Genomic DNA, 26,994 nt, shown 5'->3' with positions numbered 1-26,994 from the left:
GATCAACGATGATTAACAAAGTTGTTGCCAGCGCCGCCGAGGCCGTGGCGGACATCCCCGACGGCGCCTCGCTCGCCGTCGGCGGGTTCGGGCTCTGTGGCATCCCGGTGGCCCTGATCGAGGCCCTGCACCAAAGCGGTGCCACGAACCTGGAAACCGTGAGCAACAACTGCGGCGTCGACGACTGGGGACTCGGGATCCTGCTGAAGGACGGCCGGATCCGCCGCACCATCAGCTCGTATGTGGGGGAGAACAAGGAGTTCGCCCGGCAGTACCTCGCCGGTGAGCTCGAAGTGGTCCTCACCCCGCAGGGCACGCTGGCCGAGAAGCTGCGCGCCGGCGGCGCCGGCATCCCCGCGTTCTACACGCCGGCCGGCGTCGGCACCCAGGTGTCCGACGGCGGCCTGCCGCAGAAGTACGACGCCGACGGCAACGTCGCGATCGCCTCCGCGGCGAAGGAGGTGCGCGGCTTCCACGGCGCCGACTATGTCCTCGAGGAGTCGCTGACCCCCGACTTCGGCCTGGTGCACGCCTGGAAGGGCGACCGCCACGGCAACCTCGTCTTCCACGCCACCGCGATGAACTTCAACCCGCTCTGCGCCATGGCCGGGAAGATCACCATCGCCGAGGTCGAGGAACTCGTGGAGCCGGGAGAACTGGACCCCGAACACGTCCACATCCCCGGCATCTTCGTCCAGCGCGTGGTGCTCGCGCCCGGCGTCGAGAAGCGGATCGAGAAGCGGACGGTGGCCCTGGCTGCTCCGTCCGCGCCCGGCAACGCCGGCGATAATTCAGCCGGCACCGCAGCTACAGCAGCAAACCAGTCAGGAGCCTAGGTCATGGAATCCAACAGCCTGCAGGGGGCGCCGCCCCGTCCCGAAGCGGTCCGCCACGAGTACCGGCCGCCCGCCGTCGAACACCCTGCCGGGGTGGAGAGCAAGGGCTGGACGCGCAACGAGCTGGCCGCCAGGGTGGCGCGGGAACTGCACAACGGGCAGTACGTCAACCTCGGCATCGGCATGCCCACGCTGATTCCCAACTACATCCCCGCCGGCGTCGAGGTGGTCCTGCACTCCGAGAACGGCATCCTCGGCGTCGGGCCGTACCCGGCGGAGGACGCGGTGGATCCGGACCTGATCAACGCCGGCAAGGAAACCGTCACGGTCAACAAGGGCGCCGCCTTCTTCGACTCGGCCACGTCCTTTGGCATGATCCGCGGCGGGCACGTGGATGTTGCCGTGCTCGGCGCGATGGAGGTGGCGCAGAACGGTGACCTGGCCAACTGGATGATCCCGGGCAAGATGGTCAAAGGCATGGGCGGCGCCATGGATCTGGTGTTCGGCGCCAAGAAGGTGATCGTGATGATGGAGCACGTGGACCGGAACGGCAGGCCCAAGATTGTGGGACAGTGCACGCTGCCCCTGACCGGCAAAGGCTGCGTGGACCGCATCATCACCGACCTGGCGGTCATCGACGTCGTGACCGAGGGGAGCACGTCCCGGCTGGTCCTGCGTGAACTCGCCCCCAACGTGACCGTCGAGGACGTGGCCGCGGCCACCGGCGCCGAACTCTTCGAGGAAGATCAGGAACTGACCGTATGACGACCGAACCGCTGCAGGAGCGCGCCACCGGACCCCGTGTCATTGAACAGCGCGGGCTGTACTTCGACGAGCTCGAGGAGGACGTGGTCTACGCGCACCGGCCCGGCCGGACCGTGACCGAGGCGGACAACGTCATCTTCACGACCATGACCATGAACACCCAGGCCCTGCACCTCGATGCCGCCTGGAGCGCTGAGCAGCCGTTCGGCCAGCGCCTGATGAACTCCATGTTCACCCTGGCCACGGTGGTGGGGCAGTCCGTTCCGCAGCTGACCCAGGGCACCATCATCGCCCAGCTGGGGCTCACCGACGTGTCCTTCCCGCACCCGATGTACCACGGCGACACCCTGTACACGGAGACTGTCGTGACCGGGAAGCGGCTGTCCTCCTCCCGCCCGGGCCAGGGGATTGTGACCATGAAACACACCGGCCGGAACCAGCACGGCGAGGTCGTGGCCCTCGCCACCCGCAGCTGCCTGATGTGGACCCGGGACGCGCACACCGCGCAGCAGGCGCACCCGTCCGGAAAGAACCTGCAACAGGCAGAGACAGCCGGGAAAGAACCCGCCGCAAAGGGGAGAATAGACACATGAGCTTTCTGATGGGCCCTGCCCTGCTGTTCTGTCCTGCCGACCGCCCCGAGCGCTACCAGAAGGCCGCCGAGCGCGCCGACGCCGTGATCGTGGATTTGGAGGACGCCGTCGCGCCGGCGGACAAGCAGCGTGCCCGCGGCGCCATCCTCGCCCAGCTCGGCGCCACCGGGGACGTTCCCGAGCTGAACCCCAGCAGCACCATCATCCGGATCAACCCGGCCGGCACGGAGGAATTCGAGAAGGACCTGCACTGCCTCAAGCACACCCCGTACCGGCACATCATGCTCGCGAAGGCCGAAAGCGCGGAGCAGCTCAGGGAGCTGGAGGGCTACAGCGTGATCGCGCTCTGCGAGACGGCGCTGGGGGTCGTCAACGCCGCCGCCATCGCCGCCGAACCCAACGTGGTCGGGCTGATGTGGGGCGCCGAGGACCTGATCGCCTCGCTCGGCGGCACCTCGAGCCGGACGGACGACGGCGCCTACCGCGCGGTTGCGCTGCACGCCCGCTCCACTGTCCTGCTCGCCGCCCGGGCCTTCGGCAAGGAAGCCGTCGACTCGGTGTACGTTAACATCCCCGACCTTGCCGGGCTCGCCGTCGAAGCCCGCGACGCCGTCGCCTCGGGCTTCGGGTCCAAGGCCTGCATCCACCCCAGCCAGGTGGCCGTGGTGCGCGGGGCCTACGCGCCGTCCGAGTCCGAGGTCACCGCAGCCACCGAACTGCTGGCAGCAGCAGCCGCCTCAGGCTCGGGTGTGTTCCAGCACCAGGGCAAGATGATCGACGGGCCAATCCTCAAGCACGCCGAATCCACCCTGCGGCGGGCCGGGCACTAGCCGCGCGAGGTTCCGGCCCGAACCTCATCGATTCGTCACGAATGGCCGCTATGGCGCGTCCTATAGCGGCCATTTGCATCAGATGGGTGCTCGGTGGCAGCCATTTGCGTCAGATGGGTGCAGCCCAATACCGGCCGGAGGGGTTCCGCGTGTATGGACCTCATCGATTCGTCACGAATGGCCGCTATGACGGGTCCTATAGCGGCCACTTGCGTCAGATGGGTGCACGGTGGCGACCATTTGCGTCAGATGGGTGACTGATCGTGCGCGATCCGGCCCTGGCGTCCACCGTGACCCGCGGCTACGGACCGGATGCTCCGCGCTACCCATCAAAGCTGGGCATGGTCCGTGCCGCCCTTGAAGACTGGACATGCTCAGCGCTTCCACAAGTACCGGTTCTCCGGCCGCCCGGCAGCACCGTAGCGGGGCGTGAGCCGGGCGAAGCCGTGGATGACCAGATACTCGAGGTAGCGCCGTGCGCTGACCCGCGAGAGTCCGAGCTGAAGGGCCATCCCGGCCGCCGAGACGTCCTCCGGGCTGGACTTGAGCGCCTCGATGACAGCATCCAGTGTGGGCCGGGAGAGCCCCTTGGGCAGTCTTGCCACCTGTTCCGCCGCGGGATCCGCGGCTGTGGCCCGGCGCGACGGCGCCACGAGACGGTCGATGCTGTCCTGGTCCAGCGGCCCGGCGGCCCCGCCCGCGGCGAGTTCGCGGCGCAGGAGCAGGTACTCGTCGAGCCGTTCGTTCAGGGCCTGGGACGTGAAGGGCTTCACCAGATAGTGCAGCACGCCGCCGGCCATGGCGCCGCGGACGGTGTCCAGCTCCCGGGAGGCCGTGATGACCAGGACGTCCAGGGCCTGCTGGCGGCCGCGGAGTTGCTGGAGGACGTCCAGGCCTGACATGTCCGGGAGGTGGATGTCCAGCAGGACCAGCTCCGGCCGCAGCTCCGCCGCCAGGTCGAGGCCCTGCTGCCCGGTGTGGGCCAGACTGACGACGTCGAAGCCGCCGCGGGCCAGCAGGAAACCATGGTGGATACCGGCCACTGCCACGTCATCGTCGATGATGAGGGTGCGTATGGAGCTCATTGCTTTTGTAGTTCCGCCTCTTTTGTTTTCAGGTTTACGGTGAAACAGGCGCCGCCCAGCGCGGAGGATGAGACCGACGCCGCGCCGCCCCGGCGCCGGGCCACGCGCCGGACCAGGGCCAGCCCGAAACCCCGGCTGTTGATGCCTTCCGCCAGTTTGGTGGTGACGCCGGCCTCGAACACAGCCGCGCGTTCCGGCTCGGGGACGCCGGGCCCGTCGTCCTCGACCGTGATGGTGCGTTCGCCGCCGGGTGTCTCATCCAGCCGGACGGCGACGGTGCTGTCGTAGCCCGCGGCGTCCACCGCGTTGTCGATCAGGTTCCCCAGGACCGTGATGACGTCGCCGGTACCGTCCGGGGTGCAGACCGAATCCGGGCTCACCAGGATCTCGATGCCGCGCTCGGCGCACACCGTGGACTTGGCAATCAGCAGCGCCCGGACGTCATGGTCGGTGATTCCTGCCGCCAGCGGGCGGTTGACGAAGGCGGCGTCGCTGTGGCTGCGGCCCAGGTATTCCACTGCCTTGTCCTGCTCGCCGAGCTCCAGGAGACCCGAGATCACGTGCAGTTTGTTGGCGAATTCGTGGGCCTGGGCCCGCAGCGCCTGCGTCACGTCCAGGGCGCCGTCGCGGTCGCGCAGGATCGAGTGGAGCTCGGTGCGGTCCCGCAGGATGAGGACCTTGCCCACCTCCCGGCCGTCCACCGTGGCGGCGTTGACCTTGCCCAGCAGGATCCGTTCCCCGGAGAGCACCAGCTCCTCAGTGGCTGATCCGGCGGCGAGCATCCGGCGGATCCCGGGTTCCAGGCAATCGCCGGCGGGTTTCCCGGTGATCTCCTCGCCCACGCCCAGGAGCCGGCGGGCTTCGTCGTTGACGAGCGCGACCTTCCCCTCGGCGTCGACGGCGACGAGCCCCTCGCCCAGGCCGTGGAGCATCGCGTCGCGGGTCTCCAGCAGCGCCGCAATGTCCTCCGGCTCCAGCTTGTAGATCCGCCGCCACACGAGCTTGGAGATATACATCGCCCCCAGCGACCCCAGCAGCGCGGCCCCGAGGAGCCAGCCGAACAGTTGCGGCAGGTCCTCATACAGGTCCTCAGCCAGGGTGCTTTCCAGCACGCCCACCGAGGCCGAGCCGATCACGGTGCCGGCACCGTCAAAGATGGGAACCTTGACCCGCCAGGACTTACCCAGGGTTCCAGTCTGGGTGCCGACATAGATCTCCCCGGACAGCGGCACGGACGGGTCAGTGGACACGGGCCGGCCGATTTCCGCCGGGTTCGGGTGGGACTGGCGGACACCGTTGCGGTCCGTCACCACCACATAGGTGACATTTGAGGCCTGCCGGATGACTTCGGCGATGGGCTGGATGGTCTGGGCCGGCTCCGCTGTCCCGAAGGCATTCACCACGGAGGGCAGCCGGGCCACGCTTTCGGCGACGCCGATCAGCCGGCCCTTGTACGCGTCCCTAAGCTGCTGCTCCTGCATCCGGATGGTCACGGCCCCCACCGCCGTCAGGACAGCCAGCACGATGCCGAGCTGCAGCGCGACCAGCTGGAAGCGTAAGGGGATCCTGTGAACCATGTCACAAGTTTCCCATCCTGGCCGCCGCGCACCGGCCAATCCCGGGCCCGGAACCGTGACCAATATGACCACTACTACCTCTACGGCCAAATTCTGGCCCCCCGGCCGTGTGGCTCCTAGTCTCTGGGAAGTGATTCCGATGACGTGCGTCACATTCATACAGGAGAAACAATGACTTCCCACTCCAACTTCACCCGCCGTGCTGCGCTCGCTGCAGGGGCGGCCGGCGTCGTCCTTGCCATGTCGGCCTGTGCCGGCGGTGCCACCGGCACAACAGCTGGCCAGAGCTCCGCCGCGGAGCCGATCAAGAAGCTGAGCATCATCGTTCCGGCGAACCCGGGCGGCGGCTGGGACCAGACGGGCCGGGCCATGCAGCAGGATCTGCAGTCCAACAAACTTGTCACCTCCGCGCAGGTCAGCAACATCGGCGGCGGCGGCGGCACCAACGGCCTGGCCAAGCTCGCCACCGAAAAGGACGTCAACACGCTCATGGTGATGGGCTACGTCATGGTGGGGGCTGTGGAGACCAACGCCGCCAAGACCCGGCTGGAGGACACCACCCCCATCGCTCGCCTGACCGAAGAGCCGCTGGTCCTGGTCGTCCCGGCGTCGTCCAAGTACCAGTCCGTCCAGGACCTCGTGGATGACATCAAGGCCAACGGCAAGGGCGTGGCGATCACCGGCGGCTCGGCCGGCGGCGCGGACCACATCCTGGCCGGCCAGATCCTGAAGTCCCAGGGTGTCGAATCCGACAAGCTGAACTACATCGGCTACTCCGGAGGCGGCGAATCGATCGCCGCCCTGCTCGGGAACAAGGTCCAGGCCGGCATCTCCGGCGTGGGCGAGTACGCCGAGCAGGTCAAGGCCGGCAAGGTCCGGGCGCTCGCCGTCTCCGGCACCTCCGAGGCACCGGCCCTGCCCGGCGTCAAGCCGCTGAAGGACCAGGGCATCGACGTCGTCCTGACCAACTGGCGCGGCGTTGTGGCACCGGGTTCCATCGACGAGGCGCAGAAGGCGAAGCTGACCGAGGTCGTCACCAAACTGCACGCCACCGAGGCCTGGAAGGCCACCCTGGCCAAGAACAACTGGGACGACGCCTTCCTTGCCGGCGACGAGTTCAAGACCTTCCTGACCGAGGACATCACCAAGGTCAAGACCACGCTGACTGAGATCGGCCTGGTCAAGTAACAATGTCCACCCAAGTCAGCACGCCCGCCAAACGGCCCACGGGGGAGATCCTCTTCGCCCTGGTGTTCGTGAGCGTGGGCGCAGCGGGCCTCCTGACGGCGGGGTCCATTCCGATCCCGCCGTCGGAGACCGGCATCGGCCCGCGGGCCTTCCCCTACATCGTGTGCACCATGCTGGTGCTCGTTGGCAGCGGCATCGTCGCCCAGGTGTTCCGCGGCAAGGTGGGCCAGGCCGAGGAAAGCGAAGACCTCGACGTTAACGCCAAGACCGACTGGCTGGCCCTCGCGAAACTCGCGGGCTTCGTGGTGCTCCACATCTTCCTGATCGAACCGGCCGGCTGGCCCGTTGCCGCCGCCGTGCTGTTCAGCGGTGCGGCCTGGACCCTTGAGGCCAAGCCGCTCTGGAAGGCGGTCATCATTTCCGTGGTGCTGGCGCTCGTGCTGCAGTACGTCTTCGGCGGGCTGCTGGGCGTCTCCCTGCCGCCGGGCCCGCTGCTTGAGGGGGTGCCGTTCTTCAATGGATAGCTTCATGATGCTCCTCGAGGGCTTCTCGACGGCGCTGCAGCCGGTCTACCTGCTGTACGCCCTGGGCGGCGTCTTCGTCGGCACCGCCGTCGGCGTGCTTCCCGGCATCGGTCCGGCGATGACGGTGGCGCTGCTGATGCCCATCACCTACGCGCTGGATCCCGCGGCCGCCCTGATCGTGTTCGCCGGCATCTATTACGGCGGCATGTACGGCGGCTCGACCACCTCCATCCTGCTCAACACGCCGGGCGAGTCATCCTCGATCGTCACGGCGCTGGAGGGCAACAAAATGGCCAAGGCCGGCCGCGGCGCGGCGGCCCTGGCGACGGCGGCGATCGGCTCGTTCGTCGCCGGCACCATCGCCACGGTGCTGCTGACCTTCCTGGCGCCGGTCGTTGCGGAACTCGCCGTCGGCCTGGGGCCCGTGGACTACGTGGCACTCATGATCGTCGCGTTCCTCACCGTCGGTGCCCTGCTGGGCGCCTCGGTGCTGCGCGGCCTCGCGTCACTGGGCCTGGGGCTGTTCATCGGGATGATCGGCATCGACGACAGCACCGCACAACAGCGCTTCACCTTCGACAACCCCACCCTGGTCGACGGCGTCGACATGGTCCTGGTGGCCGTGGGCCTCTTCGCCCTTGGGGAGGCCCTGTATGTGGCCTCGAAGCTGCGGCACGGGCCGGTCGAGGTTATCCCGGTCAGCAAGGGCAAGAACGCCTGGCTGTCCAAGGAGGACTGGAAGCGGTCCTGGAAGCCGTGGCTGCGGGGCACCTTCATCGGCTTCCCCATCGGCACGGTCCCGGCGGGTGGCGCGGACGTGTCCACCTTCCTGTCCTACGCCGCGGAGCGGAAACTGGCCAAGGGCCAGAACAAAGCACAGTTCGGCAAGGGCGCCATCGAGGGCGTGGCCGGTCCGGAAGCGGCGAACAACGCCGCTGCCGCCGGCGTCCTGGTCCCGCTGCTGACGCTCGGAATTCCGACGACGGCGACCGCTGCCATGATGCTCACCGCGTTCCAGCGCTACCAGATCCAGCCCGGGCCCCTGCTCTTCGAGAACCAGGGCGCGCTGGTGTGGACCCTGATCGCCTCCCTGTACGTGGGGAACCTGATGTTGCTGGTGCTGAACCTGCCGCTGGTCGGCCTCTGGGTGAAGATCCTGCAGATTCCGCGGCCCTACCTCTACGCGGGCATCCTGGTCTTCGCGGCACTGGGCGCCTTCTCGGTGAACTTCGCCGCGGCCGACGTCGGGATCCTGCTGGTGGTGGGCATCCTGGGCTACTTCATGCGCCGCTACGGCTACCCCGTGGCGCCCCTGGTGGTCGCGATGATCCTCGGGCCGATGTTCGAGGTGCAGTTGCGGCGCTCGCTGCAGCTCTCCCAGAACGACCCCACGGCGCTGTTCTCCTCGCCGTTCGCGGTGGTCGTGTACGTCTCCATGGCCCTGATCTTCGTGGGCTCTTGGTGGCTTCGCCGCCGTCAGGCCGCGTTGGAGGCCGCGCCGGTGAAGGACGAGCTGTCCGTGTAGGCAGGGTGCTCCACTGATTCGATCCGGATGGCCGGAATGGTGACTACCATTCCGGCCGTCCGCGTCCAACGGCTCAAATCCGTCCTGCTCTCAGTCGTCCGGTTCTCACCCTTCCGGGGGCAGGGACAGCGGCGGAATGGACTCGCCCAGCGGGATCCGGATCCAGCGCTGGCCCGTGGCGCGGAATTCCTTCCGGGTGGCGAAGCGGTACAGGTAGCTGCGCGCCCGCACCCAGCGGGGCCGGCCGCCGTCGAACGGATCATGCCGCAACAGGCGCAGGGTGGGGCGGTCGGCCTCCAGGAGCTTGGCCAGGAAGGCGTAGAACCACTGCTCGTGCACGGTGCGCAGCGGCAGGAACCACATCAGCCAGTCGAGGCGCAGGTGGTAGGGCGCCCACTGGCGCGGGATCCGGCGGACGTCTCCGGGCTTTCCGCGGAAGCCGTACTCCCGCCAGTCCGCAGTGTCGTCGGGCTCCGCGGCGAGCGTCCCTTCAACGGCGATTTCGATCCGCTGCTTCGTGACCGTGCCGAAGGCGCCATAGGTGTTCCCCAGCTGCCAGCGGTTGAAGGCGGCGTTCATCAGCTGGTAGTGGGAGAACAGGTTCTCGACCGGGCGGTAGCTGAGCACCACGAGCAGCACGGTGGCGACCAGGACCACCACGAGCCACGCGACCGGCGCCTGGCTGCCGGCCGCGCTTGTCGCCGCGCCGGAGACGCCGGCAGCGCCTCCAGCGGCGGTTTCCGCAGCTGTGCCTGTCGCAGGGTGCCAGTCGAGCGGGATCGCCGGGACCAGGGCATGCGCCACCGGGTCGCTGACGGCGGCGAAGGCGAGCAGGATTGCCATCCAGTTGAGCCAGGCGAAGTTCCCGCTCGCCACCAGCCAGAATTGCGTGAAGATGATGATTCCGGCGGCCACGCTGGCCAGCGGCTGCGGGGCAAAGAGGAAGAACGGCACCACCAGCTGGGCGAAATGGTTGCCCAGGACCTCCACCCGGTGCCACGCCTTGGGCAGCAGGTGCGCCTGCCGGCTGAGCGGCCCCGGCATCGGCTGGGTCTCGTGGTGGTAGTACAGGGCTGTCAGGTCACGCCACTCCTGGCCGCCGCGGATCTTGATCATGCCCGCACCAAACTCAAGGCGGAACACCAGCCAGGCCAGCAGGATCAGGATGGTCCGCGGCGGGGGAGTCTGGTTGGAGCCAAGGAAGGCCACAATGAACCCGGCCTCGAGCAACAGCATTTCCCAGCCGAAGCCATAGAACGTTTGCCCCACGTTGACGATCGACATGTACAGCAGCCACAGCGCCAGGAACGCCAGCATGGGAACCCACGGCGGGCCCAGCTGCGGCAGGCCCAGCACGATCGTGGCGGCAATCGCCAGGCCGCCCCAGCAGACGGCCCGCAGCAGCCGGTCCGAGTAGCGCCAGCTGAACAGGGTGGGCCGACGCAGGCGGCTGGTGCGTGCCAGGAACTCCGGCACCGGCAACAGCCCGCGCTCGCCGAGGAGGGCCGGAAACTGGTTGAGCGAGGACAGGAAGGCCACGAAGTAGATGGCGGCGATGCCGCGCTGCAGCACCTGCCGGGCGAACTCGTACTCCGGCGCGTCAAACCAGGCCGTCCACTCCACGATCCCCACGTTACGCCTGCGCCTCGCGGCGTCAATGTGGGGCAACATCCGTCACCGGTCCGGCCTCCGTCCGGGGCGGCTTTGAGGCGCCAACGAGGGGTTTCCGGCCATCCGACGGCGCGTCCCGGCGCAATGTGCCCCCGGACGGCCGGGCTGGGCCGCGCCCACGGCAACCCGAGCACCGAACGCGGTGCGGGATACTGGAACCATGCAGCCGCGCAAGATCGTCCTCCTCGGGTCCACCGGTTCCATCGGCACGCAGGCGATTGACGTCGTCGACGGCGCCCCGCACCTTTTCGAGGTCGTGGCGCTCAGCGCGGGCGGCGGCAACCCTGAGCTCCTCGCCAAGCAGGCCGTCCACACCCGGGCCCGGGCCATCGGCGTGGCATCCGGCGACGCCGGCGCCCTCCAGACGCTGATCGACGACGCCGCCGGCGCGGCCGGCGTGACCGGCTACCGTCCCGAGATCATCACCGGCCCTGACGCGTCCACCCGGATCGCGGAGATCGAGGCCGACGTGGTGCTCAACGGCATCACCGGCTCCATCGGCCTGGCGCCCACCCTGGCCGCGCTCAAATCCGGCGCGACCCTGGCCCTGGCCAACAAGGAATCCCTGATTGTCGGCGGCGCCCTGGTCAAGGCCGCGGCCCGCGAGGGCCAGATCGTCCCGGTGGATTCCGAACACTCCGCCATCGCCCAGTGCCTGCGCTCGGGCACCGCGGCCGAGGTGGACCGGCTGATCCTCACAGCCTCCGGGGGCCCGTTCCGCGGCATGACCCGGGATGAGCTGCACGGGGTGTCCCCGCAGGACGCCCTCGCCCACCCCACCTGGGACATGGGCCTGATGGTCACCACCAACTCCGCCAGCCTGGTCAACAAGGGCCTGGAAGTCATCGAGGCGCACCTGCTCTTCGACATCCCGCTGGAGAAGATCGACGTCGTCGTCCACCCGCAGTCCGTGGTCCACTCGATGGTCCAGTTCATCGACGGTTCCACGATCGCCCAGGCCTCGCCGCCGGACATGCGCCTGCCGATCGCCCTGGGCCTGGGCTGGCCGGACCGCGTCCCCGGCTCGGCCCGGCCGTGCGACTGGACCCAGGCCACCAGCTGGACCTTCGAGCCGCTGGACACCGGGGCGTTCCCCGCCGTCGGACTGGCAAAGCATGCCGCCCGGCAGGGGAGCACCTACCCGGCCGTCTTCAACGCCGCGAACGAGGAAGCCGTGACGGCCTTCCACGCCGGCCGGATCCGGTTCACCGACATCGTCGATACCATCGAAGCAGTGCTCAGCGAACACACAGGGTCCTCCGGGCTGACGGTGGAGTCCGTGCTGGATGCTGAAAGATGGGCACGCGCCCGCACACACGAACGTTTAGCCGTCAGAAGCGTCTAGGAAGCAGCAGATCCAAGCATGAGTCCCGTCCTCCTCTTTATCCTCGGTGTCGTCTTCGTGGCGATCGGCATCGCCGTGTCCATTGCCCTGCACGAGGTGGGCCACCTGCTGCCGGCCAAGCTGTTCAGGGTCCGGGTCACCAAGTACATGATCGGCTTCGGGCCCACGCTCTGGTCCCGCAAGAAGGGCGAGACCGAATACGGGTTCAAGGCCATCCCGCTGGGCGGCTTCGTGTCCATGATCGGCATGTACCCGCCGAACAAGGACGACGGCACCGTGCGCACCTCCAGCACCGGGATGTTCCAGTCCCTCGCCTCGGACGCCCGCTCGCTGGCGCACGAGGAAGTCGGCCCCGCCGACGCGGACCGGGTGTTCTACAGGCTGCCGGTCTGGAAGAAGATCGTGGTGATGCTCGGCGGGCCGGCCATGAACATGCTCATCGGACTCGGGCTGACGGCCGTGCTGCTGATGGGCTTCGGCATCGCCACCCAGACCACCACCATCGCCGACGTCTCCAAATGCCAGGTCAAGGCCGGCGAAACCGTGGACCCGGACTCCGCCGACTGCCGGCTCACGCCTGCCGCCGCCGCGGGCCTGCTGCCCAATGATGTCATCACCTCCTTCGACGGCAAGGCCGTGACCAACTGGGATGAACTCACCGGCTGGATCCGCGCCTCCGCGGACCGGCAGGTCAGCATCACGGTGGAGCGCGACGGCGTCCCGGTCACCACCACCGTCACCCCGGTCCTCTCCGCGCGTCCCGTGGTGGGCGACGACGGCCGCCAGGCCAAGAGCGCCGACGGCACCCTCCTCTACCAGGACGTCGGCTTCCTGGGCATCGGGGCGCAGACAGCGCTCGTGCCGCAGCCGGCGTCGACCGTCCTGCCGATGGCGGGCGAGAACATCAAGCAGATCGCCGGCGTCGTTCTGAACCTGCCGGCCCGGGTGGCCGGCGTGGCGGAGGCAGCGTTCAGCGAAGCACCGCGCGACCCCAACGGGCCCATCAGCGTGGTCGGGGTGGGCCGCGTGGCCGGGGAGGTCGCCGCGATGGAGCAGGTGCCGATGCAGTCCCGGGTGGCCACCCTGGTGGGGCTGCTGGCCGGACTGAACTTCGCGCTGGCCGTCTTCAACCTCATTCCGCTGCTGCCGCTCGACGGCGGCCATGTGGCCGGCGCGCTGTACGAAGGGGCCCGCCGCAGGATCGCCAAGCTCTTCGGCCGCCCGGACCCCGGCGCGTTCGATATCGCCAAGCTGCTCCCGGTCACCTACGTGGTGGCGGTGCTGCTGATGGGCATGGGCGCCCTGCTGATCTACGCGGACATCGTCAAGCCGGTCAACCTCTTCGGCTGACGCGGCCGCCTGCGGGCCTGCGGAAATGCCCCCCTGAGGTTCAGCGCCCTGGGCGTGACCGCCGTTCCACCCGGCGTCGCCCGGCATCGCTCTGCAGTCCGGAGGCACTTTGCCGCGGTCCGGCGTCGAGATGGACTACCGTTCCTTGAGTTTTCGTGCTGTGCCCTGAGTTTTCGTGCCAAAGTGCCCCCGGACGGCCGGTACCCGCGCCAGCCCCGGAGTTGCCGCCGGATGGCCGGACACCCGCCCCGACGACCCCGGCCGCCTGGGTCGCCGGCAAACCGGATATCGCTGATTCATCATTATCAGCTTATTTTGGCTTATTTTTAGTAATCAGTTGAAAGTGATTGATTCTGCCGGATCAGCCCTTTAGGGTGGGGCTATGTACGTGATGACCATCGACCAGCGCGGCAGCAGCGCCGACGTCGACCGTGTCCCGGAACTCCTGGCGGAGCTGGCCGGGCTCTCCACTGCCGGGCGCTTCGAGCGGTCCGTCGGCGACGAAGTCCAGGGAGTCGTGGAACGCCCGGACGAAGTCGTTGACATCGCACTCCATGCCCTGCGCAGCGGACGCTGGTACGTGGGAATCGGGGTAGGGGCGGTGGACCAGCCGCTGCCGGCCAGTCCGCGGGAAGGATCCGGGCCCGCCTTCGTGGCGGCGCGCGTGGCCGTCGAGAAGGCCAAGTCCGGCGCCGCGCACGTGCCCATCGCCGTCGTCTCCGGCGGTCTGCGCAGGGGAGAGGCTGCTCCCTCGCCCGCCGGGTCCGCCGGCGCGCGCGCCTGTGCCAACGCCGAGGCGGTGCTGCGGCTGATCGGACGGCTGGTCCAGGACCGGACGGCCGCCCAGTGGAAGGTCGTTGACGTGCTGCGCTCGGTGCAGCACGGCCATGCCGGCACGCACGGCACCCAGAAAATCGCGGCCCAGGAACTGGGAATCACGGAACAGTCGGTGAGCCGCGCGCTGCTGCGCTCCGGCTGGCAGGAAGAATGGGCTGCGAGGCCTGCGGCGGAAATGCTGCTGGCCTTCGCCCACGGAGTCATCGCCGCCAACGACGACGCCCGCGGGCGGCCCGCGGACCGAACCCCGGACACGGGCGGGCACCAGCACCCGGATACCCGCCCCCGGGACAGCACGGAAGGAGACCGGTGGACGCGCTCTGGATCACCCTGACCCTGCTCACCGCCGGTTTCGTCGGATGGCCGGTGACGGCCCTGGTCTTCCGGCTCGCCCGGACCATCGATGACCGGCAGGACGCAGGTGCCGGAGCCACTGACCCGGCAAACGACCCCGCGGCGGACGTCACCGTTGATCCCGTTGTCACGACCGGCACCGCATCCGCCGCCGGCGCGCCAGGCGCGGCTGCCCCGGAGGCGGGCGCTGCGGCCCTTTCGGTCAGCAGCGTCAGGATCCTGCGCGGAGGCGCGATCATCGGCGTGCTGGAGCGCCTGGCAGTCTGCGTCGCGGTCCTCGCCGGCGAACCGGTCGCCATCGCCTACGTCATTGCGATCAAGGGACTGGGCCGCTTCGCCGAGCTGAAGGAGACGCCGGTCGCCGCGGAGCGGTTCATCATTGGCACCCTCACCTCCCTGCTGTGGGCGGCCGGCGTCGCCGCCCTGGCCAAAGTGTTCTTCCTCGGCTGACGCCGCCCGGGCGGCCGCCCGGATGGGTAGCAGGCCGACGGGGCGATAGTGTATCTATATGACTGTTTTTGCTGTTGAGTACGTATACGATGCCGAATCCTCCGAAGTCCGCGACGCCACCCGCCCGGCGCACCGCGAATGGACCGCTGGACTGGCCCAGGACGGAACGCTGCTCGCCAGCGGCCCCTACGGTGACGGCGCCGGTGCCTTGCTGATCTTCAAGGCTGCCGACGAGCAGGCCCTGAACGAGGTCCTCAAGCAGGATCCCTTCAACGCCGCCGGGGCCATCTCCGGCACCCGCACGACGGTCTGGGCACCCCTGACCGGCCTTCTGGCCGGCCACGCCGCCTAGCCGTCCCCGCCAGACCTACTTCGATACAAGGAGTCCATGTGACCTCGGTCAGCCTGGGAATGCCGTCAGCACCGCCCCCCGTCCTCGCCCCGCGCCGCAAGACCCGCCAGATCAAGGTGGGTTCGGTCGGCGTCGGCTCCGATTCGCCGATCAGCGTGCAGTCGATGACCACAACGCCCACCACGGACATCAACGCCACCCTGCAGCAGATCGCCGAGCTCACGGCCTCCGGCTGTGACATTGTGCGGGTCGCCTGCCCGTCCGCGGACGACGCCGAGGCCCTCCCGATCATCGCCCGGAAGTCCCAGATCCCCGTGATCGCGGACATCCACTTCCAGCCCAAGTACGTCTTCGCCGCGATCGAGGCAGGCTGCGCGGCCGTCCGGGTGAACCCCGGCAATATCCGCAAATTCGATGACCAGGTCAAGGAAATCGCCCGCGCGGCCAAGGACCACGGCACGTCCATCCGGATCGGCATCAACGCCGGATCGCTGGAGCCCGGAATCCTGAAGAAGTACGGCAAGGCCACCCCGGAGGCCCTCGTGGAGTCCGCGGTCTGGGAAGCGTCGCTGTTCGAGGAGCACGGCTTCAACGACTTCAAGATCTCGGTCAAGCACAATGACCCGGTCATCATGGTCGCCGCCTACGAGATGCTCGCCGAACAGGGCGACTGGCCGCTGCACCTCGGCGTCACCGAGGCCGGCCCCGCCTTCCAGGGCACCATCAAGTCGGCCACGGCCTTCGGCGCCCTGCTGTCCCGCGGCATCGGTGACACCATCCGCGTGTCCCTCTCCGCCCCGCCGGTGGAGGAAATCAAGGTCGGCAACCAGATCCTGCAGTCGCTGAACCTGCGCCCGCGCAAACTCGAGATCGTCTCCTGTCCGTCCTGCGGCCGCGCCCAGGTGGACGTGTACACCCTGGCCGAGCAGGTCACGGCAGGACTCGAAGGCATGGAGATCCCGCTGCGCGTTGCCGTGATGGGCTGCGTCGTCAACGGACCGGGCGAAGCCCGCGAAGCCGACCTCGGCGTCGCCTCGGGCAACGGCAAGGGACAGATCTTTGTCAGGGGCGAGGTCATCAAGACTGTGCCCGAGGACCAGATTGTTGAGACACTGATCGAAGAGGCCATGCGTATCGCTGAAGAGATGGGGGAGGCCGATGGCGAAGATGCTGTCAAGGGTAGCCCCGTGGTTAGCGTCTCGTAAGGACGGCGCCGCTCCCGGCGTCGCGGTCCGGACCCTGGGGGGCTCGGACACATCCCAGCTGGTGGACCTGGCGCGGCAGGACGACGTCGCGAATGTCTTTATCCTGTCGCATCTGGCCACCGCCGGTTCCGCGGCACCCACCACCGGCGGCGCCAGCATTCTGGGCGTGTTCGACGGCGACACCCTCCTCGGTGCCTGCTGGGCCGGTGCGAACCTGGTCCCGGTGCAGCTGGACCCCGGACTCACCGGTGCCGTGGCCGCGGCCGCGCACCGATCCGGGCGCCGGTACGCCTCGATCTTCGGCCCGGCCGAGACGGTCCTGGCACTGTACTCCGGGCTGGAACAATTCGGTCAGACGGCCCATGAGATCCGCGACGACCAGCCGCTGATGACGATCTCCGGGCCTCCCGCCGTGGCCCCGAACCCGCAGCTGGGCTTCGGCCAGCTGGCGGACTTCGACAAGATCCTCCCCGCCTGCGCGGCGATGTTCGAAGAGGAAGTGGGCTATTCGCCGTACCTTGGCGGCCGGGAGTACTACAGCCGCCGGGTCAAGGGCCTCATCCGCGAAGGCCACTCCATGGTCCACCTGAACCCCGCACGCGAAGTGGTCTTCAAAGCCGAGCTCGGTGCGGTTACTCCTGAGGTGACGCAGGTCCAGGGGGTCTGGATGAACCCGGAGTTCCGCGGCCACGGCCTCAGCGCTGGGTACATGGCCGCCGCCGTTGTCCTGGCCCAGACTCTCGCCCCGGTCACGAGCCTATACGTGAACAATTTCAACACCCGGGCCCGTGCCACCTACGAGCGGGTCGGCTTCCGCCAGGTCGGCACGTTTGCCACCGTGCTGTTTTAGGCAAAGCTTCAGCAGGGGCATCGCTCATTTCACTCCAGTGCTCTTCTGAACCAGCAGTAACACCGGCATCACGGGAAAAATATCTGGATGCGGACTCTTGTTTTAGTGCCGCGGGTCACATAGGTTCGAGCTAACCGTGTCGCATGGGCACGTGTTTCCGCGGGAGCAGCAGCCGGGGATGCAGACGCCCTTGAGGGCAACACAACGGAACTCACGGCCAATTCGTTGGCGGTGCTGGGGCCGCAGAGCCACGCCATGACAGGATGACCAGCCGGAGACGGCCAGGGGCTTCCGTCAGTTATGGCGTGGCTCTTCCGTGTCCGGGCTGACGGTAGATTAGTACGTACGCGTGTGCCGGTTTCTCCGGTGCTACTGATTCACAGCTTTGCTGCTTTGCCCGCACCTTCCCAGAAACGGATAGATACCCAGTGGTCCTTCGACTCTCCAAGCTGTTCCTGCGCACCCTGCGTGAAGATCCCGCCGACGCCGAGGTGGCCAGCCACCGGCTCCTGGTCCGCGCCGGTTACATCCGCCGTGCTGCGCCGGGCATCTACACGTGGCTTCCGCTGGGGCTGAGTGTGCTGCGCAAGGTGGAGACGGTCATCCGTGAGGAAATGGCCGCCATCGGCGCCCAGGAAGTGCACTTCCCGGCGCTGCTGCCCAAGGAACCCTACGAGGTCACCAACCGCTGGACCGAGTACGGCGAGGGCATCTTCCGGCTCAAGGACCGCAAGGGCAACGACTACCTGCTGGCGCCCACCCACGAGGAAATGTTCACCCTGCTGGTCAAGGACCTGTACTCCTCCTACAAGGACCTGCCGCTGAGCATCTACCAGATCCAGAACAAGTACCGCGACGAGGCACGTCCCCGGGCAGGCCTGCTGCGCGGCCGCGAGTTCATCATGAAGGATTCCTACTCCTTCGACGTCGACGACGCCGGCCTGGACGCCAGCTACGCGGCGCACCGCGGCGCCTACCTGAAGATCTTCGAGCGCCTCGGCCTCGAGGTCATCCCGGTTGCCGCGACCGCCGGGGCCATGGGCGGCTCCAAGAGCGAGGAATTCCTGCACCCCACCGAGATCGGCGAGGACACCTTCGTGCGCTCCGCCGGCGGCTACGCCGCCAACGTCGAGGCGGTCACCACCGTGGTCCCCGCGGACATCGACTTCAGCAACGCCCCGGCCGCCGAGGTCCGGGACACCCCGGACACCCCCACGATCGAGACCCTGGTGGACGCCGCCAACGTCCTGGTGCCCCGCGCCGAGGCCGACGGCGGCGCCTGGACGGCCGCTGACACGCTCAAGAACGTCGTTCTCGCCGTCACCCTGCCGACCGGCGAACGCCAGATCGTCGTCATCGGCCTGCCGGGCGACCGCGGCGTCGACCTCAAGCGCGTGGAAGCGAACATCGGGTCCTTCCTGCCGATCGCCGGCGAAATCATCCTCGAGGCCGCCAGCGACGAGGACCTCAAGAAGCAGCCCCTCATCGTCAAGGGCTACCTCGGCCCCGGCCTGTCCCTGGACGCGCCCCTGCTGGGCACCGAGGGGGCCGCCAAGCTCCTCTACCTGGTGGACCCGCGCGTCGTCAGCGGTTCCGCCTGGGTCACCGGCGCCAACGAGGCCGGCAAGCACGTTTTCGGTCTGGTCGCCGGACGCGACTTCGGCTGGGACGGCGTCATCGAGTGCACCGACGTGCGCGCCGGCGACGAGGCCCCCGACGGATCCGGCCCGCTGGCAACCGCCCGCGGTATCGAAATGGGCCATATCTTCCAGCTCGGCCGCAAATACGCCGAAGCCCTGGAGCTCAAGGTCCTGGACCAGAACGGCAAGCAGGTCGTGGTCACCATGGGTTCCTACGGCGTCGGCGTCACCCGCGCTGTCGCGGCCCTGGCCGAATCCAACCACGACGACAAGGGCCTGATCTGGCCGCGTGCCGTCGCCCCGGCCGATGTCCACGTGGTGGCTGTCGGCCGCGGCGAGGAGATCTTCGCCGCCGCGGAGAAGCTGGCTTTCGAACTGGAGGCCGCCGGCCTCGACGTGATCTATGACGACCGTCCCAAGGTGTCCCCGGGCGTGAAGTTCGGCGACGCCGAGCTCGTCGGCGTGCCGACCATCCTCGCCGTCGGGCGCGGGCTCGTGGACGGTGTCGTCGAGATCAAGGACCGCCGCAGCGGCAACGCCGAAAACATCGCCGTTGAGAAGGCTGTCGACTACGTGGTCGCCGCCGTCCGCAACAGCTAACCGCAGTCCGTCCCAGGCGTGGTCTCCGGACTCGAGTCGATCGAGCTCAGCACACTGATCCTGATCGTGGTCGCCGGTTTCGCCGCGGGCTGGGTCGATGCCGTCGTCGGCGGCGGGGGACTGATCCAGCTCCCGGCGATGCTGCTGGTACCGGGCATCAGCCCGGTGCAGGCGCTGGCGACGAACAAGATGGGGTCGATTTTCGGCACCACGACCAGCGCCGTCACCTATTACGGACGGGTCCGGCCGGATCTGCGGACCGCGCTGCCCATGGCGGTGATAGCCATGGCCGGCAGCTTCGGCGGGGCGGTGCTCGCCGCGAACCTCCCGGCGAGCGTGTTCAAGCCCATCATCGTGGTGGCCCTTGTCGCCGTCGCGCTGTTCACGGCCTTCCGCCCGAACGTGGGGGAGCTGACCCGGCTGCGGCACAACGGCCACCGGCACTATGTGCTGGCGTGCCTGATCGGCGGCGTGATCGGGTTCTATGACGGACTGATCGGCCCCGGCACCGGGTCCTTCCTGATCATCGCGCTTGTCTCGGCGATGGGGTACGCCTTCCTCGAAGCAAGCGCCAAAGCCAAGATCGTGAACATGGCCACCAACGCAGGGGCCCTGCTGTTCTTTGTGCCGCATGGTGCCGTGCTGTGGGGCCTCGGGCTGGTCCTGGGCCTGGCGAATATGGCCGGCGGCTACCTCGGGGCCCGGACCGCCGTCAGGCAGGGGAACAAGTTCATCCGCATCGTGTTCCTCGCCGTGGTGGGTGCCCTGATCATCAAGCTCGGCTCGGACATCTGGCAGGAGAGCTTCGCCTGATACGCGCCGGCCGCCGGACACGGTCCCCGGCGTCCGTCCTGGAAAGTTGCCCTCCCTGGAACGGTCCCCTTTCCAGGAACGCTGCCCTCCATTAGGCCCTGCCCGTCCCTTGGCCGCGGGCGTAGCATGCAGCTATGTCAGCACCTGAAGAACGCTACAGCGATGCCCTGGAGGCTGCGGCGCGGCACGCCCGCCAGTGGCTGGAGAGCCAGGAAACACGGCACGTGGGCCCGCGCAAGACGGCCGCGGACCTCGCAGCCGACTTCGGCGGTCCGTTGCCCCGGGAAGGAACGCCGGCGGCGGAGGTGGTGGACTACCTCGCCACGAAGGCCGAACCCGGGCTGATGGCCATGCCCTCCGGACGGTTCTTCGGCTGGGTCATCGGCGGCACGCTGCCGGCAGCGCTGGCCGCGGACTGGCTGGTCAGCGCCTGGGACCAGAACGCCGTGCTCCGCTTGGCCACCCCGGCGACGGCGGCCATCGAGGAGGCCGCCGGCCAGTGGCTGCTGGAGCTGCTGGGGCTTCCCAAAGAATCCGATGTCGGTTTTGCCACCGGCGCCACGATGGCCAACTTCGCCGGGCTCGCGGCCGCCCGATGGCGGCTGATGGCTGACGCCGGCTGGGACCTCGACGGCGACGGCCTCTTCGGCGCCCCGCTGATCCGCTGCTTCGTGGGCCAGGAACGGCACGACTCGATCGACCTCGGCCTGCGGTATCTGGGGCTGGGGCGGCCCACCGTGGTCCCCGCGGACCGGCAGGGCCGCATCAACCCCTGGGAGCTGGACCGGGCCCTGGCCAGCGCCGTTGACCAGGCGTCCGCCGCCGGACCCGGCCCGGCCCCGCTGCTGGTCTGCCTGCAGGCCGGAAACCTGCACTCCGGAGCCTTTGATCCGTTCGTGGAGGCCATCGCCATCGCCAAGGCACGCGGCGCCTGGGTCCATGTGGACGGCGCGTTCGGGCTCTGGGCCGCCGCCGTCCCGGAGCTCGCCGCGCTGACCGCCGGGCTGCAGGGCGCCGATTCCTGGGGCACCGACGCGCACAAGACCCTCAACGTGCCCTACGACTGCGGGGTCGCTGTGGTCCGGGATGCCCGGGCGCTGCGGGCGGCCATGGGCCTGCACACCAGCTACCTGATCCAGGATGCCGGCAGCGCAGACCCCTTCGAGTCGGTGCCGGAGCTCTCCCGCCGGGCCCGCGGGGTTCCGGTGTGGGCGGCGCTGAAATCACTGGGCCGGGACGGCGTCGTCGCCCAAGTCCGCGGGCTGGTGCTGCGCGCCCGGCAACTGGCGGAGCAGCTCTCCGCGCTGGACGGGGTCGAGGTGCTCAACGACGTCGACTACACCCAGGTCTCGCTGGCCTTTGGCGACGACGCCACGACCCGTGCGGTGACGGCGCGGATCATCGCCGACGGCCGGGTCTGGATGTCCGGGTCGCGCTGGCGGGACCGCGACATCCTCAGGATCTCCGTCAGCAACTGGAGCACGGACGACGCCGACGTGGCAGTCGCCGTCGCCGCCGTCCGGGACGCCGTGGCGGCGGTCCGCGCACAGAGGAGCTAGCTGGCGGCTTCCCCCGGTGCCGGCAGCGCGTGGGGCGCGGGGAGCTCCGGGAGCGTGCGGCCCGTGAGCGTGCTGGCCACCCAGAGCGACCGGGCGAGGTCGCCTTCGTGCCGGGGCTTAGAGGCGTACCAGAGCGCGTTCTCGACCTCGCGGGCCAGGCTCCACTGCCGGGCCACCTCGGCGTCGAGCCCGGCGGCCATGCTGAAGTCGCGGCAGCGCTCCCGCAGGCCCCGTTCCGGATCCGCCCGCGACAGCTCACGGATCCGGTTCCACAGCAACGGTGCCACCGCAAATTCCGCCTCGCCGATCATGGGCTGCGGATCGATCGCGGCCCAGCCGCCGGCCGGTTCACTGCCGCCGCTCGCCGGTTCCGCCGCGGGGAGCCGGGACAGGATGTTCAGATAGTGCAGGTCGGTATGGACCAGGACATCCCGCCCGGAGCGCCGCCCGACGGCCCCGCGGGTCTGGCAGACCTCCAGCGCGGCTTCCAGCAGCCAGCGCGGGAAGGGCCGGCCCAGCCGTTCCCAGCTCTCCGGCAACTCATCACTCCACTGCTCGGCCCGGGCCGCCACGTGGTCGAAATCCTGCCATTCCGGCCGACCGTCCGGGACCAGGCTCAGCTGACGGACCAGTGCGCCCCACACCGGGACCGCCTCGGCCAGGGGCACGTCCTGAAGGGAGCAGACGGCATCCAGGCGCTCCAGCAGCAGTGCGCCCGCACCGGTGTCGCTGGCCAGCAGCCGGACCGCTCCGTGCCCGTCCCACAGGGCGAGGGCCCGCGGTTCCACGAGCGCTTCGTTGTGCGGATAGGCGATCTTCAGGACGGCGACCCGGCGTGCAGCACCCAGGCTTCCATCGCCGAGACCGGTGCTGGGGTTGGTGCGGAGCCGGACCGGGACCACGATGGCCCCGTGGCCGTTCCACGGCATCGCGCCGGGGGCGAGGTCCAGCTCGAGTTGCCACTGGTCCAGGCAGTGCCGGACCAGCCGGGGCAGGGAGGCAAGCCAGTCGCGGCCGGCTGCGCTGCCGCCGTAGCGGCGGCTGAGGTCGGGCGGGATCGGGATGTCTGCTGGCTCACTCATCGGATCCAGCGTAGTTGCTGGGGCGCTCCGGTACTGCTGATTCCGGCGGGCCTACCTGGCCGGCCGGGCAGCAGCCTGCCGGCGCATCAGGCTTATCAGATGGTGATGCCGCTGGCTCCGAGCCAGCTACCGATCAGGAAGGTCGCGATGAGCGCCGCGGCGCCGCCGATCACCACGCGCACGGCGGCCTTCATCTTCGAGCCGCCACCGATCCATGCCCCGACGGCCCCGGTCAGGGCCAGGGCGACCAGCACGGCCACGAAGGTCAGCGGAACACGGATGTTCTCCGGCGGCAGCAGGATGGCAAGCATCGGGAGGACTGCGCCGGCCAGGAACGCCGCTGCCGAGGCGAACGCGGCGTTCCACGGACTGACAATGTCCGTCTCGTCGATGTGCAGTTCCGCGGACAGGTGGGCGCCGAGGGCATCGTGGGCGGTGAGTTCCTTGGCCACTGTCCGGGCGGTGTCCGCGCTGAGGCCCTTGCCCTGGTAGATCGCTGCTAGTTCCTCGAGCTCCTCTTCGGGCTGTTCCTCCAGTTCCCGGCGTTCCTTCTCGATCAGGGCCCGCTGGCTGTCCTTCTGGCTGCTCACCGAGACGTATTCGCCCAGGGCCATCGAGATCGCGCCACCGACCACGCCGGCGGTACCGGCGATGAGGATGGGGCCGGACTCGGTGGTGACGCCGGCGACGCCGACCACAATCGCGGCGACGGAGACGATGCCGTCGTTGGCGCCCAGCACACCCGCACGCAGCCAGTTGAGGCGGTGCGCGATGTCGTTGCGGTGCGGCTCGTTGTCGTGCTGGATTGGGGCGGCTTGACTGTCCATGACTACAGCAAAGCACCGGCGCCCACGGCCAGCCAGTATGACGAGCCTAAGTAAGCGCGTCCTCGCCGCCGCGGTTCCTGGTACCCGGTCCACGTACCCGGTCTACCCGCAGGCAGCAGGCTAGGGGCTCAGGGAAGGCAGCTCGGGGAAGCCCGCCGGGTCTGCCGCCAGGCCGGGAAGGGCTCCTGTCTCTGCACCCCAAACGGCGGACCGGCGTGCGGCACCGACGAGGCCGGCGATCGCCCATTGACGGGTCTGGCCCTCGCCTAGGGCCACCAGGTCGCCGTAGACCGGCAGCGCCGAGGCCTCCAACCCGCCGAGACCGGCGGCAGGCGAGGCCAGGAAATCCTGCTCCATGGTGTACCCGGCTTCGCGCTGCGGCACGGGGGCGCAATGCACCCGGCTCAGGGTTTCCGCACCGGCGGCGAGGGCCTCATGCTGGGCGAGCTGTTCTGACGCCCGGGCGGCCGCAGTGCCACCCAGCCGGGTCAGGGCCACCTGGTAGCCGTACACCGTCTCCAGCTCGGTCCTGAAGGTCGCCGCCAGCGCTCCGGGCAGGGTGGCGGCATTGGCCTCAGCTCCCGCCGAGGCTACCGGTCCCGCCGACGCTGCCGGAGCCGCCGAAACGGCGGACGTGGCCGACGCGCCGGCAGGGGAAGACGACTCCGATGCCGCAGCGCTCGGGCACGCGCCGGAGAGCTGGGGTGCGGCAGGGTCGGGCACCACCGGGGCCGGCGCACCGGCAGCCGCCGCGAGGGAGGACGCCTGCAGGAGTTGGGCGGTCCCGACAGCGGCGAGCAGGCGGGCCATCCCGCCGTCGGCCACGGCAGCGTCGGCGAGCCGTTGGGCGGCGCTGTCCGCCAGCGCGGTTGCCAGCGCGGCCGCCGAAGAGGGCAGCGGAGCTGCAGTCGCAGCTCCAGACTCAGCGCCAGACCGGGCAGCAGACGGAACGGCCGAAGGAGCTGTAGACGGGCCATCCGACGGGGAGGCCGGACCCGCCGGGAGAATAGAGTCCGGCTCGTCCTGGCCCGGCAGCAGGAGGGCCCGGGCCTGGCTTGTCAGCAAACTCACAGTCCGCGCCACGGCGGGCGTCGCGTCGCCGGACGTGGACCCGCCCAGTTCCTCACCGGCGGCCCGCAGCCGCATCGCCTCAGCCAGCGCGGCGGACCTCGCCTGTTCCGAAAACGGCGGCTCGGCAGGCTCCTCGGGACGTCCGGGACTCAACGCGATCCCGAGGCTCACGATGACGAGGGCGAGGCAGGCCAGCAACGCGATGCGGGGAATGAGCTTCCACCGCTGCTTTTCCCCGCTGTCGTCTTCCACAACAGACCATGTTGTCATGCCGGCCAGGAACTCGGTGCACCACGGTGACTGTAAAATCGCTAGGCTAGTACAACAACATCATCTAACGGGAGGCGGCCGGCATCATGACCAACGCAGAAGCCACGACTTCAGCAGACCGGACCGGGACGGGTAAGGCTGAAGCCGCACCCGCTCACAACTTTGAGGCCGAGCGGCTGCATGCCCTCCTCGAACCCGAAGTCCTGGCCAACCGGCTGTACCTGGAGGACGTTTCCATTCACGTCGCCGGAGCCAACCGCGTCGTCCACGTTGTGGTGGACCTGCCGCAGGAGGAAACCGGCGGCGTCGGTCTCGACGTCATCGCGGAGATCTCCAAGACCCTCTCCGACATCCTGGACAACGATCCCAGCACCGACGCGCGCCCTTACGAGCTCGAGGTTTCCTCGCCCGGCGTCGGCCGTCCCCTCACCGAAGAGCGGCACTGGCACCGTGCCCGCGGCCGGATGGTCAAGGTCAATGTCCTGCAGGGCGAGAACGTCACCGGCCGGGTTCAGTCCGTCGACGACGACGGTGTCACCCTGGTCCCGGAAATCGCCGTAAAGAAGGGCATGAAGCCCAAGCAGGGCGAGCCCGTCAAGCTTCCTTTCGACAAGATTCGCAGCGGAAAAGTCGAAATAGAGTTCAGCCACCTCGAAGAGGCAGGCCTGGAGAACGCAAACAATGGACCTTCTGAGGAGGCCTAATGGATATTGACATGAGCGCACTGAGACTCCTGGAGCGTGAGCGTGAAATCCCGCTGGATCTCCTGATTCCGACCATCGAGCAGGCCCTGCTGGTGGCCTACCACAAGACGCCGGGAGCCTTCGAGAAGGCCCGGGCCGAACTGGACCGCAAGAGCGGGCACGTGACGATCTGGGCCACGGAGATCGACGACGACGGCGCCCCCATCGGCGAATTCGAGGACACCCCCGCCGGCTTTGGCCGCATCGCCGCCAGCACCGCACGGCAGATCATCCTGCAGCGCCTGCGCGATGTCGAGGACGACAACGTCCTCGGCGAGTTCAAGGGCCGTGAGGGCGAGCTGGTGGCCGGCACGATCCAGCAGGGCAACAACCCGCACATGATCCAGGTCAACCTGGGCTCGGTGGAGGCGCTGCTGCCGCCGCCCGAGCAGGTGCCGGGGGAGAAGTACATCCACGGCAACCGGCTCCGCGCATTCGTGATCGACGTGCACCGCGGCACCAAGGGACCCTCCATCACGCTGTCCCGGTCACACCCGGGCCTCGTGCGGAAGCTCTTCGAAATGGAAGTTCCGGAAATCGCGGACCGCTCCGTGGAAATCGTCGCCCTCGCCCGTGAAGCCGGGCACCGCACCAAGATGGCGGTCAAGGCCAACAACCCCGGCATCAACGCCAAGGGCGCCTGCATCGGCGAAATGGGTTCGCGCGTCCGTGCGGTCATGAACGAACTGAACGACGAAAAAATCGACATTGTCGATTACAGCGACGATCCGGCGACCTTCATCGCAAGCGCCCTCTCCCCGTCGCGGGTGAACTCGGTTACCATCACGGACGAGGCAACCCGCTCGGCCCGCGTCGTGGTCCCGGATTACCAGCTCTCCCTCGCCATCGGCAAGGAAGGCCAGAACGCCCGCCTCGCCGCCAAGCTCACCGGCTGGCGCATCGACATCGTCTCGGACGCCGCGGTCAGCCGCGACAAATAGCTTCCAATTCGGTGGCCCCCGGCAAGAGGGCCGCAACACAAGGCCCTGGTTCGGGCCTGCCCGTCAGCGTCCGTGTCCCCGCAAGTTCGGGGCCCGGGCAATTGAGGGGCT

General features: G+C 68.7%; 25 protein-coding genes. 19 read left to right on the top strand and 6 right to left on the bottom strand.

The features are described from left to right. Positions 1-8 precede the first annotated feature (8 nt). Genes J2W14_RS03895 through J2W14_RS03880 form a run of 4 tightly spaced genes read left to right on the top strand, consistent with a single transcriptional unit; the run spans position 9 to position 3,024 of the window. Positions 9-836: a CoA transferase subunit A gene (locus J2W14_RS03895; RefSeq protein ID WP_307458661.1), complete on the top strand. Its 828-nt coding sequence runs from the start codon at positions 9-11 to the stop codon at positions 834-836. Between the two features lie 3 nt (positions 837-839). Beyond that, positions 840-1,601, top strand: a complete 762-nt coding sequence (locus J2W14_RS03890; protein WP_307458659.1) for a CoA transferase subunit B — start codon at positions 840-842, stop codon at positions 1,599-1,601. Beyond that, complete coding sequence (locus J2W14_RS03885; RefSeq protein ID WP_307458656.1) at positions 1,598-2,194, top strand: MaoC family dehydratase; 597 nt, start codon at positions 1,598-1,600, stop codon at positions 2,192-2,194. The genes J2W14_RS03890 and J2W14_RS03885 overlap by 4 nt, the downstream gene beginning before the upstream one ends. Continuing rightward, positions 2,191-3,024 (top strand): HpcH/HpaI aldolase/citrate lyase family protein, encoded by an 834-nt coding sequence (locus J2W14_RS03880; RefSeq protein WP_307458653.1) that lies wholly within the window; start codon positions 2,191-2,193, stop codon positions 3,022-3,024. Before J2W14_RS03885 ends, J2W14_RS03880 begins: the two co-directional genes overlap by 4 nt. 374 nt (positions 3,025-3,398) lie before the next feature. Here J2W14_RS03880 and J2W14_RS03875 read toward each other — a convergent pair whose 3' ends face one another. Both J2W14_RS03875 and J2W14_RS03870 read right to left on the bottom strand, forming a co-directional pair. Then, positions 3,399-4,109 (bottom strand): response regulator, encoded by a 711-nt coding sequence (locus J2W14_RS03875; RefSeq protein WP_307458651.1) that lies wholly within the window; start codon positions 4,107-4,109, stop codon positions 3,399-3,401. Next, positions 4,106-5,686 (bottom strand): ATP-binding protein, encoded by a 1,581-nt coding sequence (locus J2W14_RS03870; RefSeq protein WP_307458648.1) that lies wholly within the window; start codon positions 5,684-5,686, stop codon positions 4,106-4,108. Before J2W14_RS03870 ends, J2W14_RS03875 begins: the two co-directional genes overlap by 4 nt. Before the next feature lie 171 nt (positions 5,687-5,857). On the opposite strand from J2W14_RS03870, the gene J2W14_RS03865 reads away from it, so the two are divergent. Genes J2W14_RS03865 through J2W14_RS03855 form a run of 3 tightly spaced genes read left to right on the top strand, consistent with a single transcriptional unit; the run spans position 5,858 to position 8,923 of the window. Continuing rightward, complete coding sequence (locus tag J2W14_RS03865) at positions 5,858-6,874, top strand: Bug family tripartite tricarboxylate transporter substrate binding protein (protein WP_307458644.1); 1,017 nt, start codon at positions 5,858-5,860, stop codon at positions 6,872-6,874. Between the two features lie 2 nt (positions 6,875-6,876). Next, entirely contained in the window at positions 6,877-7,398 is a 522-nt protein-coding gene (locus J2W14_RS03860; protein WP_307458641.1) for a tripartite tricarboxylate transporter TctB family protein, read from the top strand. Next, positions 7,391-8,923, top strand: a complete 1,533-nt coding sequence (locus J2W14_RS03855) for a tripartite tricarboxylate transporter permease (protein ID WP_307458639.1) — start codon at positions 7,391-7,393, stop codon at positions 8,921-8,923. The genes J2W14_RS03860 and J2W14_RS03855 overlap by 8 nt, the downstream gene beginning before the upstream one ends. Before the next feature lie 105 nt (positions 8,924-9,028). On the opposite strand, the gene J2W14_RS03850 is transcribed toward J2W14_RS03855, so the two are convergent. Then, positions 9,029-10,546, bottom strand: coding sequence for a lipase maturation factor family protein (locus J2W14_RS03850; protein WP_307458636.1), 1,518 nt, complete (start codon positions 10,544-10,546; stop codon positions 9,029-9,031). Positions 10,547-10,754: 208 nt separating this feature from the next. On the opposite strand from J2W14_RS03850, the gene dxr reads away from it, so the two are divergent. The 10 genes from dxr (at position 10,755) to J2W14_RS03800 (ending at position 21,949) form a co-directional block, all read left to right on the top strand. Beyond that, complete coding sequence (gene dxr, locus J2W14_RS03845) at positions 10,755-11,939, top strand: 1-deoxy-D-xylulose-5-phosphate reductoisomerase (RefSeq protein WP_307458633.1); 1,185 nt, start codon at positions 10,755-10,757, stop codon at positions 11,937-11,939. A gap of 18 nt (positions 11,940-11,957) precedes the next feature. Then, positions 11,958-13,289 carry a M50 family metallopeptidase gene (locus tag J2W14_RS03840; protein WP_307458630.1) on the top strand — a complete coding sequence of 444 codons (1,332 nt, stop codon included), beginning with the start codon at positions 11,958-11,960 and terminating at the stop codon, positions 13,287-13,289. A gap of 382 nt (positions 13,290-13,671) precedes the next feature. After that, entirely contained in the window at positions 13,672-14,460 is a 789-nt protein-coding gene (locus J2W14_RS03835) for a MarR family transcriptional regulator (RefSeq protein ID WP_307458627.1), read from the top strand. Beyond that, a complete protein-coding gene (locus J2W14_RS03830) occupies positions 14,436-14,930 on the top strand; it encodes a hypothetical protein (protein ID WP_307458625.1) in 495 nt (164 codons plus the stop codon). The genes J2W14_RS03835 and J2W14_RS03830 overlap by 25 nt, the downstream gene beginning before the upstream one ends. A 58-nt stretch (positions 14,931-14,988) precedes the next feature. Further along, positions 14,989-15,282, top strand: a complete 294-nt coding sequence (locus tag J2W14_RS03825; protein ID WP_307458623.1) for a YciI family protein — start codon at positions 14,989-14,991, stop codon at positions 15,280-15,282. Positions 15,283-15,320: 38 nt separating this feature from the next. Next, complete coding sequence (gene ispG, locus J2W14_RS03820; RefSeq protein ID WP_069951145.1) at positions 15,321-16,487, top strand: flavodoxin-dependent (E)-4-hydroxy-3-methylbut-2-enyl-diphosphate synthase; 1,167 nt, start codon at positions 15,321-15,323, stop codon at positions 16,485-16,487. After that, the gene (locus tag J2W14_RS03815) at positions 16,450-17,337 is read left to right on the top strand and encodes a GNAT family N-acetyltransferase (protein ID WP_307459386.1); all 888 of its coding nucleotides are present in this window, start codon (positions 16,450-16,452) and stop codon (positions 17,335-17,337) included. The genes ispG and J2W14_RS03815 overlap by 38 nt, the downstream gene beginning before the upstream one ends. Positions 17,338-17,765: 428 nt before the next feature. Beyond that, the gene (locus J2W14_RS03810; protein ID WP_307458619.1) at positions 17,766-19,577 is read left to right on the top strand and encodes a proline--tRNA ligase; all 1,812 of its coding nucleotides are present in this window, start codon (positions 17,766-17,768) and stop codon (positions 19,575-19,577) included. 18 nt (positions 19,578-19,595) lie between these two features. Beyond that, on the top strand, positions 19,596-20,390 hold the full coding sequence (locus J2W14_RS03805) for a sulfite exporter TauE/SafE family protein (RefSeq protein ID WP_307458617.1): 795 nt from the start codon (positions 19,596-19,598) through the stop codon (positions 20,388-20,390). Between the two features lie 134 nt (positions 20,391-20,524). Beyond that, positions 20,525-21,949 carry a pyridoxal phosphate-dependent decarboxylase family protein gene (locus J2W14_RS03800; protein ID WP_307458614.1) on the top strand — a complete coding sequence of 475 codons (1,425 nt, stop codon included), beginning with the start codon at positions 20,525-20,527 and terminating at the stop codon, positions 21,947-21,949. Here the strand turns inward: J2W14_RS03800 and J2W14_RS03795 are convergent. From J2W14_RS03795 to J2W14_RS03785, 3 genes are all read right to left on the bottom strand, one after another. Next, positions 21,946-23,031 (bottom strand): aminoglycoside phosphotransferase family protein, encoded by a 1,086-nt coding sequence (locus tag J2W14_RS03795; RefSeq protein WP_307458611.1) that lies wholly within the window; start codon positions 23,029-23,031, stop codon positions 21,946-21,948. The genes J2W14_RS03800 and J2W14_RS03795 overlap by 4 nt on opposite strands. A 95-nt stretch (positions 23,032-23,126) precedes the next feature. After that, complete coding sequence (locus tag J2W14_RS03790; protein ID WP_307458608.1) at positions 23,127-23,858, bottom strand: VIT1/CCC1 transporter family protein; 732 nt, start codon at positions 23,856-23,858, stop codon at positions 23,127-23,129. A gap of 120 nt (positions 23,859-23,978) precedes the next feature. Then, complete coding sequence (locus J2W14_RS03785) at positions 23,979-25,199, bottom strand: ferritin-like domain-containing protein (protein ID WP_307458606.1); 1,221 nt, start codon at positions 25,197-25,199, stop codon at positions 23,979-23,981. Positions 25,200-25,285: 86 nt separating this feature from the next. On the opposite strand from J2W14_RS03785, the gene rimP reads away from it, so the two are divergent. Both rimP and nusA read left to right on the top strand, forming a co-directional pair. Continuing rightward, positions 25,286-25,903, top strand: coding sequence for a ribosome maturation factor RimP (rimP, locus tag J2W14_RS03780; protein ID WP_307458604.1), 618 nt, complete (start codon positions 25,286-25,288; stop codon positions 25,901-25,903). Next, positions 25,903-26,883 carry a transcription termination factor NusA gene (nusA, locus tag J2W14_RS03775; protein ID WP_307458602.1) on the top strand — a complete coding sequence of 327 codons (981 nt, stop codon included), beginning with the start codon at positions 25,903-25,905 and terminating at the stop codon, positions 26,881-26,883. Before rimP ends, nusA begins: the two co-directional genes overlap by 1 nt. The last annotated feature ends 111 nt before the right edge of the window (positions 26,884-26,994 follow it).

This window comes from Pseudarthrobacter oxydans, from assembly GCF_030812335.1.
Lineage (GTDB): Bacteria > Actinomycetota > Actinomycetes > Actinomycetales > Micrococcaceae > Arthrobacter > Arthrobacter oxydans_B.
Note: the sequence above shows the minus strand (reverse complement) of the source record. Positions and strands in the feature narration are given on the sequence as shown.